The following is a 13,719-nucleotide window of genomic DNA, read 5'->3' on the forward strand; positions in this document are numbered from 1 at the left end:
GTGTTAGAAATCTTTCCACCTAACACTACTTTTCTTCATATTTAGGAATACACACAATAAATTCTGTACCATTCCCTTCCTCACTCTCAACTTTTATTTCTCCTTCATGAAGATCAAGTACTTTTTTTACAATGGCTAAACCTAAGCCACTACCTCCATAAGCACGATTTCGGGACGAATCTGCTTTATAAAAACGCTCAAAAACATGCTGCTTCTGCTCTTCTGATATTCCAATCCCCGAATCACGAATATGCACTTGCACTACTGTCTCATGTTCTTTTAACCGAATTGTAATCGTACCACCGCTTGGAGTAAATTTAATACTATTATGAATTAAATTAATCCACACTTGACTCATACTTTCTTGGTCGGCAGTAATATGCACTTTCTCTAAATCAAGATCTAACTCAATTTCTTTTTCAGCCCAGAGCGGTTCACTATTTAATACAATTTGCTTTAATTGTTGATCTAATCGATAAGTCACTCTTTCTGGTGTATACTCTTCCGATTCTAAAAGAGTTAGTTTCAGTAAATTTTGACTTAGTTTAGATAATCTCGTCGTTTCCGTTTCAATAATGGTAAGGTAATGCTTTCTTTTTTCCTCAGCAAGATTATTATCTTGTAGTGCTCTAGCGAACCCTTTTATAGAAGTTAATGGCGACTGTATTTCATGCGATACATTCGATACAAATTCTTGACGCATTTTCTCCATCGCATTCAGTTCATCTGTCATATCATTTATACTTTTTACGAGCACACCAATTTCTCCATCATACTTTTCTTCATTTCGTATTTTTACGGAGAAGTCTCCTTTTGCAATTTTTTGTATCGGTTCAATAATAGTCCAAATCATCGCCTCTCGCTTCGGTCTCATTAATACTCCGATCAATACCCAAATAAGAACGATAAATACAAAGCCGACCATATCACTAATTAAAAAAGTAACAAACGGCGATACGTTTATTTCAAGAGCATTTATAATACTTGATGATACATAAAATGCGATAGACCAAATTATTGTTAGAAAAGAAAAGAGTGCTAATACCGCTCCAATTACTTTCAATATCTTCAACTTACTCATTTGTTTTCTTTTTCTCATTTACTTACCTCTAGGCGATACCCTAAACCTCTTATCGTTTTAATACTAAATTTCGACTTCTCTTCTTGGAACTTCTCACGTAACCGATTAATATGAACATCTAATGTACGTTCATTCCCTTCAAAATCATATCCCCATACATCTTCAATTAATTGCTCTCTCGAACAAGTTCTTCCCGCCTTAGATCCTAATGTAAAAAGTAACTCGAATTCTTTTAGCGGTAACGTAACCGTTTGTTCCCCCAGTGTCACTTCAAACGTTTTACGGTTTAACAGTACATTTCCAACTTGAATCGATTGCGATACTGTAATTTGGTAACGTTTCAGTAACGCCTTTACTCTCACTACTAATTCTATAGGATCAAATGGTTTTACGAGATAATCATCTGTTCCAAGGTGAAAACCTTTTACTTTTTGAGATGTTTCCCCTTTGGCAGTTAGCATAAGAATCGGGATATCATAGTATTTTCTTAATTCAAAACATACATCATATCCATCCATATTCGGCATCATGATATCAAGAATAACCATATCGACTTTTACTTCGTCCATTTTCCTAAGTGCATCTATGCCATCAATTGCCTCATATGTTTGAAAGCCTTCCCGCTCTAAAAAAACAGAAACGAGTTCTCTAATATGTGGATCGTCGTCTACTATTAAAATTTTAGGTATCAAAGGAACCATTTCCTTTCTACTAAGCATCTTTTATATTTTTTAAAAATGAATAATCAGCGGCGTACAACCTCCACTGATTATTCATTTTATAATGCACCCTCTTTAATTTTCAATTGTTGCGTTGCAAACTCGCGATACATGTCATGTGTACGTAATAATTCATCGTGCGTACCGCTTCCTGTAAGGTTCCCTTTTTCAATAAAGATAATTTTATCCGCATCTACAACCGTAGAAAGCCTATGTGCAATAACTAAAGTTGTTCTGCCTTTCATTAAGTTATTTAATGCCTTTTGAACGACAGACTCGGATTTACTATCTAGACTTGAAGTTGCTTCATCTAACATAAGAATTTGCGGATTTCGAAGTAATGCTCGGGCAATCGCAATTCGCTGTCTTTGTCCTCCAGAAAGCTTCACACCGCGCTCTCCAACTTCTGTTGCATATCCATTTGGTAAATCATGAATAAATGCATCAACATATGCCATAGCTGCTACTTTTTCAATTTCTGCATCCGTCACTTCGCCCTCAACACCGTAACAAATATTATCACGAATCGTTCCATCGATTAACGGACTATCTTGTGATACATAACCAATTTGACGTCGCCATGACTGCAATGAATAGCTCGTAATTGATTCTTTTCCTAATTTAATAGCACCACCAGTTGGCTCATAAAAACGTTCTAATAATAAAAATAAAGTTGTTTTTCCGCTACCACTTGGACCTACAATCGCTGTTACTTTTCCAGATTCAATTGTGAAATCAATATTGTTCAATACTTTCTCATCTTCGTTATACTCAAAATGTACATTTTCAAGAACTATCGACTGCTTAGCATTCGAAACCTTCACACCAGTTTCATGATCTTCTACTTCATATTCTAAAATCGCATTAATTCTTTCCGTTGCACCAATTGCCTTTTGGAATTGTGTAAAGAACATAGATAACTGGCTCATTGGCATAATAATTTGAACTAAATATAAAATAAATGCTACAAGTTCACCTGTTGTTAATGCACCACTAGAAACTCGCATTCCACCATAGCCTACGATAATAACAAGCAGTGCCATTAAAACAAACGACATAACTGGTGAAATTAATGCTTGCACTTTTCCTTCTTTTAAACCAAATTGCAATAACTTTTGTATCCCTGTATTACCTGTCTCATATTCTCTTTTTTCTGTATTTGAAGATTTCACTAAACGAATTTCTGATAACACCTGTGTTAACACACTTGTAAAAGATGCTGTTTCATCTTGAAGCGCTTTTGAAATCTTATACATTTTTCGTCCAAGAGGAACTAAAATTAATACAGACAACGGAATAACCGTTAAGAGTAAAGCTGTCATTTTCCAATCTAAAACAAATAATACAATTAATGATCCAACAATTGAAATACCGCCTGTTAATAAATTTGACAAGTGCTCAGAAATTAATGTTTTCACAACACCTGTATCATTTGTCATACGGCTAATCGTATCGCCTGTTCTATTTTGATCATAATAAGATACTGGTAAAACAAGCACCTTTTTCCACAAACGTTCTCTCAGTCCAGCTACAATCTTCTGCCCAATATAATTTAGTAAATAAATAGACAATCCTGCAGCAATGGTTTGCATGACAAAGAAGGCAACTAACCCAACAATTTGTCCTGTACTAATTGACGAAAGCGAAAAATTATCTACTAATCCTTTTGTTAACATCGGAATAAATAAACTCGCTCCTGTAGAAAGCAAACTCATTAACAATGCAAAAACAAGAATCCCTTTCGGAGGATTTGTATCTCGAATAAGGCGTAAAAACTGCCTCCAACTTCCTTTTTTCTTCATTTCATTTCTAACTTCCATTCCTGTTCATCTCCTCGTGTTAAGCCAAACTGCTCTTTCTAAAACTAGAATACAGTACAAATGTAAACTGAATGTAAACACACTTTTTCTATTTTTACAAAATATACATAAAAACTCATCTTTACAACAGATATAAACATCTGATATTATTACCTGGTACTTAATATTATTGTATGTGAATTATAGATAACTAATTTAAAATACTATATAAATCTCCAGTTATTGAAAGGAGTATCCTTTTTGCAAACAAATATACATTCTGAAAAGGAAACAATCATTTTTATTCACGGCTTAGTTGGCAATCGTCGTGCCTTCAAAAAAGAGCATAAACGATTTTCTGCCTCCTACAACATTATAACTTATGACTTATTAGGTCACGGAGACGATAAAGGAGAAGCTATTGAATTTTCATTACAGCGCCTCGTAGATCAATTATTGAAATTATATGAAAAAGAAGGTATTACAGAGGCTCATATTTGCGCTTTAAGCTATGGCTGTTATATCTCTACAATTTTTGCACAAATGCACCCGGAAAAGGTATTAAGCATTTGTCATATTGGTGGACATTATAATAATCCATCCCTTTTATATAACGTATTTCAAAAATTTTGGGAAAAGCGAGGAGACGAATACTCTAAATGGCTCTCTCAATACGCAAATACTATTTTTCCAAGTGGTATACTAAAAGCGAATCCGTTCGCAGTCATTTCAAGAAATATTTACTACCGTTTCGGATTACAATTACATTCATCCATAATTGCCCAATCATTACGACACCGGTTAGAATTCGATTTAAAATCTAAATTAAAATCACTTCCCCACCCTATTTTATGGGTAATGGGTGAACAAGATCATCTCTATAAATCTTGCCTATTCGATTTAAAATCTATTTTGCCAAACGTTCTATATAAGGAAATACCTTTAGCAGGACATGCTGCGAACTTATTTCGTCCTAACTATTTTCATGACTTATATGATCGATTTTTAAATGGAAATTTAAAATAAAAACTACTAAACTTCCAATTTATTCAACTATAAAAAGGCTTCCCAAGTTTCCTTGGAAAGCCTTTTCTCTATACGAAAAGTATAAAATACTTTTTCTTAGTATGCTTTTGTGTAACCTAAAATGTGCTTGCTCCAGTAAGAGTTGCTTACAGAACTAATACGTACACCAGTTGCATCAGTTTCTGCACTAATGAACTGACCGTTTCCTAAGTAAACACCCATGTGAGAAGGACCTGGTTTATAAGTATTTTGGAAGTATACTAAATCACCTGGTTGTGGATTACTAGTTTTTGTTTTAGAGCTCCAGTATCCAGCAACTGTTTGACGAGCGCCTTTATGACCAGTTTGATTTAATACGTAGTGAATGAATCCACTGCAGTCAAAACCAGCAGGTGTTGTACCAGCAGTTCTGTATGGTGAACCATTTAAAGATCTAGCGAATCCAGCGATTGAAGACGTATCTCCACCTGTAGGTGCTGTTGGTTTTTGTACTTGGTTAGAACCTTGGTTAGAACCTTGGTTACCATCAGTCACTCCGCCTTTTACAAACTTAACATAGTCTGCACTTACGTAACCTGTGCGGCCATTATGGTTAATTTTGTACCAACCATTTTCTGCGCCAGTAACGTTTAATACTTTACCGTTTGTTACCCCACCAATTACAGCATTGTATGTAGCTGGGCCTGTACGTACTTTTAAAGCACCAGTGTTAACAACATAAGAACCACCAGTTTGAACTGTAGTAGTATTGTTGTTGTTTGTAGTTGGTTTTTGTGTTTCGTTAGATACAGCAGAACCACCTTTTGTTACGAAGTCTTTGCTTACGTATCCAGTTCCACCGTTGAAGTTGATTTTAAACCAATCTTGTACTTCACCTACAACTTGTACTGTTTTCCCTTTATTTACAGAACCTAATACTGTATGAGAAGTACTTGGGCCTGTACGTACGTTAAGTGAAGAAACGTTTACTGTATAAGTACCTGTTCCTTGTTGAACAGTTGTTCCTTTGTTACCACCAGTTGTTACGAAGTCACCACTTACATAACCTGTTTGGCCGTTTACACTTACTTTGAACCAACCGTTTTCTTGTCCAATTACTTGTAGTACTTGACCTTGTTTTACTTTAGAAATAACGTTATGTCCTGTACCAGCACCTGAACGAACATTTAATACATCAGCAGTTACTGTGTATTTTAATTCAGAAGTTGTTTCTACTTTTTTTGTTTCAGTTACAGTCGTTTGAGTTTGTGTTTGAGTTTGTCCATTAATTTCTTTTAGCGCTTCGTTCGAAACTTGTGCATGAGCAGAATCCATACCTGGAACTGCAACACCTGCTACTGAAGCTGCTGCTAAACCTGCAATTACTTTTTTCATAAGTTGTCTTTACTTCCTTTCCCTACTATCCTCTTAAAAAAACTTAAAACTTTAATACTTTACAATATTATCAAAGTAAAATATTCATCCAGTTCCATTTTTTAGCAAGAGTTTTATTTTTCACACGTAGTTCATTTTAAATGAACGAAGTGAATTTCGTGTGAACTTCATGTGAACTTTATCATTAAATATAGTAATTTTGCAACGATTTTCTTCAAATCCCTTATGTATTGCATGAAAATTCGACATTTCATTCATTATCTTAATATAGAATACTTATTTTCTATCCAATAAAAAAATTTTATTAACGAATACAAAACAAATTATATGTTTCCTTGATAAAATGAATTACATGAAGCGTACTCTTATCATGGCAAAAATTACTTAATTAATCAATAGTATAATATTTTTAGAAAACTAATTTCCTATACGATTTATGTTTTTTAAATAATTTGACGAATTGTAAGATTTGGTTCTCAAAACCTCATTCTATGTTAAAGAAATTACACACTCCATTGACTATTTTTTACTAACTATGGAATTTTTGAAATATCCCTGTTATCATTTGTATAATCATATAATATGAAACTCTTATCAACAAAGAGATGTACAATGGGAATTTAAGGACTGCCGACTTCTATCATTCCAGATTGTAGTCTTACTAGTAATGAACAAGGAGGTGCATTTGTGAAAAACATAATAGACGATCACATAAACAAAAATATAGAACTATACTACGCCTCTATTCAGTTCGTTTCATTTATAACATTACAAAAAATATCAACTATTGAAACACGTAAAAAAGAATTGGAAAATCAGATGAAAAATAGCCAACAAAAAAATCCCACTAATTATTATCCTTCACCAATCGGGCGTTTGCGGGCCGTTAATGCGGGATAATAAAAGGTGAACAGGTCGTATCCCTGTTCACCTTTTATAATTTCTACCTTATTTATAAATTTTCACACGATTTTCTAATGGTTGGAACTCTTTTTCGCCAGCAAGTACTACTGGTTTACCAAATGGCATTTGCGCAGTGAGTTTCCAGTTTTCTGGAACATCCCATTCTTTTCTTACTTTTTCATCAATTAATGGATTATAATGTTGCAATGTAGCACCAAATCCTTCAATTTCTAAAGCTGTCCAAATTGCAAATTGTAACATCCCTGAGGATTGCTGTGACCAAGTTGGAAAGTTCTCTTTATATAGTGCAAATTTTTCTTGAAGCCCTTCCACTACTTCACTGTCTTCAAAGTATAAAACCGTTCCATAACCACTTTTAAATGCATTCATTTTTTCTTCTGTAGGTGCAAAGTTATTTTCAGGTACAATTTTCCGTAACGTTTCTTTCGTAAGATCCCATAATTTATCATGTTGTTCTCCTAATAAAACAACAACACGAGCACTTTGAGAATTAAAAGCTGAAGGTGTATGTTTTACAGCATGATAAATCACTTCTTGAATTTTCTCATCAGAAACTACTTGCTCTTTACTAATTGCATAAATAGATCTTCTGTCTTCAATTGCTGAGTAAAAATCTTTTGCCATCATAATTCCCTCCAATTTTCAATTGAGGCTATTTCATATGTATACATCATACAACGCCCCTTCAAACTTATTATTAATAAGTTTATAACTTTATACTATCAACAAACATTGATAAACTCAAATAATAACTCTCACATTTTTTACCTTTTTACTTCCCGTGTTTTAAATAAAAAAGCAGTTTATCGTTACTAAAAATAAGTAACAATAAACTGCCTTCCTCATGTAATGTTCTAACTTAGCATTTTACTTAATTAACTAATCCAAATGTATATGACATTAACTTATTCGTCTCTGTAAAACGTTTTGTTTTACTTGAAGTCCCCATGACTACTGTAATAATTCGAGTATCTCCTTGTTTTGCAGTACCTGTAAAACAGTACCCTGCACTATCTGTAAATCCTGTTTTTAATCCGTCTATTCCTTCTATATATAAACTTTTATTATTTTTGTTTAGCATGTCATTTGTACTGATAACATTAATATTATTAAATGCTAACTGACTTTGACGTAAGTGAGTCACTTCTAATATCTCCGGATAATCTTTTATAAGATGATACGCCAGTTTTGCTACATCGGCAGCTGTCATCTTAGTCTCACTTCCATCAGGCTCTTGTAGCCCTGATGCATTTGCGAATTTAGCATGTTCCGACATTTCTAACTGTTTCGCTTTTGCATTCATAAGTTGAACGAAATCTTTCTCCGTCTTTGCCATATGTTCTGCTAACGCCACCGCCGAATTATTTGCTGATTCAATCATTAATGCATGGTACAAGTCTTTCACAGTCAATGTGTCATTCACTTGGACTGGGATTCTCGCACCCTCTGTTTGCGCTGCTTTCTCACTCATTTTCACCGGATCTTCCCAGCGAACTTTCCCATTATGTACACTCTCTAATAAAAGGTACGCTGTCATCATCTTAGACATACTAGCTGGCGCAAAAGCTTCATTTTCGTTATGTTGATAAATAACATCTCCATTACTCGCATCGATAATCATAGCTGCTTTTGCATCAACTTTTGGTGGGATGTACTTTGACGGAACTACTTTTTCAGTTAACCCAGTTTTAGGTAGCTCTGCCACTTGTAAAGGTGGTCCCTCTACATTTGTTGTACTCTTTTGAGTTCCTTGGAATAAGAACCAACATATCCCTAAAATAATGACTAATAGGATTGTTACTCTTCCCCATTTCAACCGATTCATTTCAAAACTCCTTTAGCAAACCTTTTATACACTCACAGTCAACCATAACAACAATTCCTGCATATCGTCAAGGTAAAAAGTATATTTATTCATATACAACAATTATTATTTCAATCTATTTATGTTACACTATGAATACTGAAATATAAGAATATTCAATGATAAATCCATAAACAAACTATTTAATAGAAAGGATTCATACAAATGATACTTCCAAAACCATTAAAATACGGTGATACTATTGGGATTTATTCGCCCTCTTCACCAGCAACCTACACTTCCCCAAAAAGGTTTGAACGAGCAAAATCTTACTTAAAACAGAAAGGGTTTCATATATTGGAAGGTTCACTTACAAATCAATATGATTATTATCGTTCTGGCAGCATACAAGAGCGTGCTGATGAACTAAATGATTTGATAAGAAATCCAAATATTTCTTGTATCATGTCAACAATTGGTGGGATGAATTCCAATTCATTATTACCTTATATCGATTATGATGCTTTTCATAATAACCCTAAAATAATGATTGGCTATTCAGACGTAACAGCTTTATTACTAGGAATTTATGCAAAAACAGGAACTCCTACATTTTACGGTCCTGCACTCGTTCCTTCTTTTGGAGAATTTGAGCCTTTTGTAGATGACACATACAAATATTTTTCAGAAACATTACTAAACGATCAACCTCTTCCTTACAATATAAAGCAACCGTTATTTTGGTCAGATGAATTTATTAATTGGGAAGAAAAAGTGAAAGAAAAAGAACTTAGACCAAATAATTGGATTTCTATAACGAATGGACAAGCTACTGGGCGTATGATTGGCGGGAACTTAAATACAATACAAGGAATTTGGGGCAGTCCTTATATGCCATCTATTCAAGAAGGTGATATTCTATTTATTGAAGATAGCTCAAAAGATGCAGCTACTATTGAAAGAAGCTTTTCCTTACTTAAACTTAACGGAGTATTTGATAAAGTTTCTGGTATCATTCTTGGAAAACATGAGCAATTTGATGATTGCGGTACGAATCGAAAACCTTACGAAATACTATTAGAAGTACTACAAAATCAAAGAATCCCTTTTCTAGCTGACTTTGATTGTTGTCATACGCATCCAATGATCACTATGCCCATAGGTATTCCAATTAAGCTGGATGCGACCAATAAAACGATACATATTTTAGAAAAATGGACGGTCTAAGCACACTTATATTATAGGAAGAAAATATAATGAACTTACCGTTAGAAAACAATGAAAAGCTCCGTTTATGAAAAACGGAGCTTTTCATTATTGACCTAAATTTTGTATCTTATCTTTCAAATCTCGCACTTGATCCATCGTCTGCATAAGCTCAGAGTTTTTAAATTGCTCTACATCAATTTTCCCTTCCTCTACCTTCTTCATAGACGTATCAATTAATGTATTTAACTTTTCATTATATCCGACGATTTGTTGGTGAAGATCCTTCGCAACATCTGGTGGTGTTAATTCATTAAAAGCTGGTATATCTTGTTTAATTTCATTTAGCTTCGCTTCCAATTCTTTTCGGGCTTCTTTATCATTAACAGCCTTTTCCGCTAACGCCGGAGCTTCATGTGCAAATGCGCTTATTTCATTCACATAGTCTGTTGCCTTTTGAGCATAATCTAATGAGTTCTTTCCTTCCTCTACTATCGAACAACCTATTAAACCAATTGAAACTATCAATACTAATAAAATTGATTTTATTTTCATTTTAGACTCCCTTCGTCTTTATAATTGTCTGTAAGCTTCCCTTCATAACTTCTAGCTTAATTGCTTATAACCTTTTTTCAAATAGCAATTTACCCACTTACATGCCCTATTATTGTTACAACATCAATTTCTATATGTACGCTAATAATATCTTCAATTATATCCATATATCCTTGTCCTATAGCTGTTCCATAGTGTAATGACAGCCCCTTCTTTTCATAAACTGACTTTGGCACTGTAAAAATAAATCTCCTCAAGTTTCTTTCATCAGCTGGTTCCATAATTAAAACAATCCCATCCTCATCAAACATATACACTCGCCCTCCAACTTTACATTCACTATGGCTCAGTATTGCCTTGGTCAACTAAATTTAAAACCTAAAAATACGATACACGCTGCTCTATAATTAAAATAAGAAGCATTCATTCTTTTTTTAAAGAATGAACGCTTCTTCAAAACGTTGTTTTAAAGGTCCTTTCCCCCTGTAGATGGGGGATATCACTCCCCCTCAATACACATCTCTTGCCTATCATTTTCGGACAATATAGAGCATATCTGTTTCAGATAACCCAAATTTCTTAGCGCTTTTCATTCCTTGTTTTTCAGCTACGTTATACAGTTCCACCTTAAATCCTGCATTCATTAATCGTTGAATAAATCCTGATTGATTATAAATTCTTACATGATCTTCATGACCAAAAGCTAATTTTCTTAATTTCGGTGTTACAATTAATTCATTCTCTATAATAGAATCTACATTCATTACGATTGGCACTTGAATAATTCCCCATCCATTTGGCTTTAATATTCTATATAACTCTCGCATCGCTTTTTCATCATCGAAAACGCGTTCTAATACATGGTTACATAAAATCACATCAAATGTGTTATTTTCATATACAATTCTTGTAACATCTATTTCTTTCATTAACGGATCCTTCGGTTCAATATCTCCACATACATATGTAATGTTTTTATACTGACTAAACCATCCTCTTACCTTTGCTTCCGGTGCAATATGAAGTACAGTATCATTTCCACTTAATAAATCAGTTTCCATTTCAATATAAACACGATATAACCGTTCACGATCCATCGAATCACATACCGGACAAATCCCCGTATCTTTATTCCACATCTCGAATTTATATTTTGGAAAATCGTAATGTGCTGGCCAAGGGGAAAATTTTGCAAATTGTTGATTGCAATATTGACAATAACATACTTCTTTCTCAAATATACGAGTAACTACCTTATTTAGTGCCTTCTCTATCTTTCCATTATCAATTTCATTTAATTGCCCACCTCTTACTGCATCTTTCATTATGAACACCGCATTTTCCAAACAATAAGTCAAGCACTCTTTATAATCTTGCTCATCATTTAAAAATCCACTATTATATGCATCTATTATTAATTCAATCCATTCCTCAATTGTCATGAATATAAACTGCTTTTGCTTTCGTCCACTATACTGTCTAAAATAACTAAGAGGTTCCTGTATATAAACGACTCTACCTTTCTTCATCATATCGAGCCATGTTGCAATGTCATGAATAGCAGAATAAGCTTTCCCCTTAAAACAACCAAACTCCCCTCCAAAAAACTTCCGATTAAACAGAACTGTTGTAGGTTCACCAACTACATTTTTCAAGTTTTTTAACATATAATTCCCTAATTCTTTCCCTTCAAAAAGTGTAGTTTCTTTGGCAATTTTCATATTCAATGTTGATGGTGGTAAAACCTCTCCATTCTCATCAATTAGTTCCCGATATGATGTCACAAACGAAATGTTTTCTATTCTAAAAAAACAATTCATCATTCTTTTAATCTTTTCAGGATGAAACAAGTCATCATCTAATAAAAAGTTTATATACTCTCCAGTTGCAAGTTCTATACATTTATTAAAGTTCTCAGCTTCTAATGGGGTTTCACTTTTAACATATGTAATGCATTCATATTCACGTAAATATGGTTGGATCATCGCGTGAACTTCAACGTTCGTACTGTCGTCAGAAATTATTATTTCAATATTTTCATATGTTTGATTCAAAGCACTTTTGAGAGCTAATTCCAAATAATGAGGTTTATTGTAGGCAGGAATAAGTATGCTAACTTTCGGTAAATGAGAGTTATAATTCATATATTGTTTTTTCTTTTCTATATTAATTTTCTTTAGCTTAATTTGTTGATAAAAATCTAATGTATATAATAGTGATGATGGAACTATTCTTCTTGCATAGTCTAGAAAATTAGTTATTGCTTTGTCTAACTCTGTTTCATTAGCTAAAAAACCATATTTTTCTCCAACTATAATACTATGTGAAAAATCTTCTAATCCATCCATAAGTTTATTAGATTCATTTAACTGTTGACCTGGATGTAATCGGAAGTAACTAAGTGTCTCCGCTATATATACTGCTTTTCCTTTACTTAATAAGGATAACCATGAGGCGATATCTACGTTGCATAGATACCTCCTTTTATCAAACATACCATACGGTTCTTTCAAATCATTTTTACGAAATAATACCGTTGTAGGTTCTCCTATATAATTCTTTTGATTTACAATTACCCTATTTGCTAATTCCACCCCATCTACTATTGTGTCATTTTCAAATAGACGTACTGTTGAATAAATATGTCTTAATTCGTTCTCTTCATCATCAATTACTTGACGATGGGATGTTACGAGCTTAATTTCATGATTTAAATCATTGACATAATATTTCATCATTTTTTCAATTTTATTAACATGAAATATATCATCATCCATTAAAAAGTTAATATACTCGCCGTTCGCCTCATTACATAACATAAGTGCATTTTCAAATTGCCCTAGAGTTGAGCTATTTTTTATATAATTAATATTTGAATACTTACACAAATATTTTTGTAATACCTTTTCTGTTTCGTCATTCGTACTATCATCTCCAATAATAATTTCTATGTTAGGATATGTTTGTTCTAACACACTACATAATGCTTTTTCAAAGTAGTGAGGACGATTATAAGTAGGAATTAATACACTCACCAATGGCATTCGATCTATCGCCTCTTTACTTTTTTCAAAAGGACCTCTCATCTTATTCCTCCACCTTTTCGCATATTATTTATATACGCGACACAAAATCACATGACTAAAACCGTATGGAACCTTTATACTTTTATGCAAGCTCGTAACAAAATATCCTACTTTTCACTCCTATATATACACATTCAATAATACA

12 protein-coding genes are annotated in these 13,719 nt (G+C 33.4%); 3 read left to right on the top strand and 9 right to left on the bottom strand.

Annotated features, from left to right (window positions below):
* Nucleotides 1-25: 25 nt before the first annotated feature.
* The 3 genes from hitS to JDS92_RS04385 form a co-directional block, all read right to left on the bottom strand.
* Nucleotides 26-1,099, bottom strand: coding sequence for an envelope stress sensor histidine kinase HitS (gene hitS / locus JDS92_RS04375; protein ID WP_001231603.1), 1,074 nt, complete (start codon nucleotides 1,097-1,099; stop codon nucleotides 26-28).
* The gene (gene hitR / locus JDS92_RS04380) at nucleotides 1,096-1,773 is read right to left on the bottom strand and encodes an envelope stress response regulator transcription factor HitR (RefSeq protein ID WP_199631549.1); all 678 of its coding nucleotides are present in this window, start codon (nucleotides 1,771-1,773) and stop codon (nucleotides 1,096-1,098) included. The genes hitS and hitR overlap by 4 nt, the downstream gene beginning before the upstream one ends.
* A gap of 86 nt (nucleotides 1,774-1,859) precedes the next feature.
* Nucleotides 1,860-3,620: an ABC transporter ATP-binding protein gene (locus JDS92_RS04385; RefSeq protein ID WP_097959138.1), complete on the bottom strand. Its 1,761-nt coding sequence runs from the start codon at nucleotides 3,618-3,620 to the stop codon at nucleotides 1,860-1,862.
* Between the two features lie 240 nt (nucleotides 3,621-3,860).
* Between JDS92_RS04385 and JDS92_RS04390 the strand changes: the two genes are divergently transcribed.
* Entirely contained in the window at nucleotides 3,861-4,625 is a 765-nt protein-coding gene (locus JDS92_RS04390) for an alpha/beta fold hydrolase (protein WP_199631550.1), read from the top strand.
* Between the two features lie 96 nt (nucleotides 4,626-4,721).
* Here JDS92_RS04390 and entFM read toward each other — a convergent pair whose 3' ends face one another.
* Nucleotides 4,722-5,999 carry an enterotoxin EntFM gene (gene entFM / locus JDS92_RS04395; RefSeq protein WP_199631551.1) on the bottom strand — a complete coding sequence of 426 codons (1,278 nt, stop codon included), beginning with the start codon at nucleotides 5,997-5,999 and terminating at the stop codon, nucleotides 4,722-4,724.
* 687 nt (nucleotides 6,000-6,686) lie between these two features.
* Here entFM and JDS92_RS04400 point away from each other — a divergent pair.
* Entirely contained in the window at nucleotides 6,687-6,899 is a 213-nt protein-coding gene (locus JDS92_RS04400; protein WP_141556003.1) for a DNA mismatch repair protein MutT, read from the top strand.
* Nucleotides 6,900-6,947: 48 nt separating this feature from the next.
* Here JDS92_RS04400 and JDS92_RS04405 read toward each other — a convergent pair whose 3' ends face one another.
* A complete protein-coding gene (locus tag JDS92_RS04405; RefSeq protein ID WP_002093783.1) occupies nucleotides 6,948-7,550 on the bottom strand; it encodes a nitroreductase family protein in 603 nt (200 codons plus the stop codon).
* Between the two features lie 244 nt (nucleotides 7,551-7,794).
* Nucleotides 7,795-8,748 carry a D-alanyl-D-alanine carboxypeptidase family protein gene (locus JDS92_RS04410; protein WP_001080885.1) on the bottom strand — a complete coding sequence of 318 codons (954 nt, stop codon included), beginning with the start codon at nucleotides 8,746-8,748 and terminating at the stop codon, nucleotides 7,795-7,797.
* Between the two features lie 204 nt (nucleotides 8,749-8,952).
* Between JDS92_RS04410 and JDS92_RS04415 the strand changes: the two genes are divergently transcribed.
* Entirely contained in the window at nucleotides 8,953-9,954 is a 1,002-nt protein-coding gene (locus JDS92_RS04415; RefSeq protein ID WP_199631552.1) for a S66 family peptidase, read from the top strand.
* An 87-nt stretch (nucleotides 9,955-10,041) separates the two neighbouring features.
* On the opposite strand, the gene JDS92_RS04420 is transcribed toward JDS92_RS04415, so the two are convergent.
* The 3 genes from JDS92_RS04420 to JDS92_RS04430 all read right to left on the bottom strand — a co-directional run bounded on the left by JDS92_RS04420 (nucleotide 10,042) and on the right by JDS92_RS04430 (nucleotide 13,574).
* Entirely contained in the window at nucleotides 10,042-10,488 is a 447-nt protein-coding gene (locus JDS92_RS04420; RefSeq protein WP_199631553.1) for a DUF6376 family protein, read from the bottom strand.
* 89 nt (nucleotides 10,489-10,577) lie between these two features.
* The gene (locus tag JDS92_RS04425; protein ID WP_000459109.1) at nucleotides 10,578-10,799 is read right to left on the bottom strand and encodes a hypothetical protein; all 222 of its coding nucleotides are present in this window, start codon (nucleotides 10,797-10,799) and stop codon (nucleotides 10,578-10,580) included.
* A gap of 219 nt (nucleotides 10,800-11,018) precedes the next feature.
* Nucleotides 11,019-13,574, bottom strand: a complete 2,556-nt coding sequence (locus JDS92_RS04430; protein ID WP_199631554.1) for a glycosyltransferase — start codon at nucleotides 13,572-13,574, stop codon at nucleotides 11,019-11,021.
* Nucleotides 13,575-13,719: the final 145 nt, after the last annotated feature.

It is taken from the genome of Bacillus cereus group sp. N12 (genome assembly GCF_016483575.1).
Taxonomy (GTDB): domain Bacteria; phylum Bacillota; class Bacilli; order Bacillales; family Bacillaceae_G; genus Bacillus_A; species Bacillus_A toyonensis.

Bases quoted from the DNA above. Each gene is read 5' to 3' on its own strand.
- JDS92_RS04410 (WP_001080885.1), bottom strand. From the start codon at position 8,748: ATGAATCGGTTGAAATGGGGAAGAGTAACAATCCTATTAGTCATTATT.
- JDS92_RS04415 (WP_199631552.1), top strand. From the start codon at position 8,953: ATGATACTTCCAAAACCATTAAAATACGGTGATACTATTGGGATTTAT.
- JDS92_RS04420 (WP_199631553.1), bottom strand. From the start codon at position 10,488: ATGAAAATAAAATCAATTTTATTAGTATTGATAGTTTCAATTGGTTTA.
- JDS92_RS04405 (WP_002093783.1), bottom strand. From the start codon at position 7,550: ATGATGGCAAAAGATTTTTACTCAGCAATTGAAGACAGAAGATCTATT.
- hitS (WP_001231603.1), bottom strand. From the start codon at position 1,099: ATGAGAAAAAGAAAACAAATGAGTAAGTTGAAGATATTGAAAGTAATT.
- JDS92_RS04425 (WP_000459109.1), bottom strand. From the start codon at position 10,799: ATGTTTGATGAGGATGGGATTGTTTTAATTATGGAACCAGCTGATGAA.
- entFM (WP_199631551.1), bottom strand. From the start codon at position 5,999: ATGAAAAAAGTAATTGCAGGTTTAGCAGCAGCTTCAGTAGCAGGTGTT.
- JDS92_RS04430 (WP_199631554.1), bottom strand. From the start codon at position 13,574: ATGAGAGGTCCTTTTGAAAAAAGTAAAGAGGCGATAGATCGAATGCCA.
- JDS92_RS04385 (WP_097959138.1), bottom strand. From the start codon at position 3,620: ATGGAAGTTAGAAATGAAATGAAGAAAAAAGGAAGTTGGAGGCAGTTT.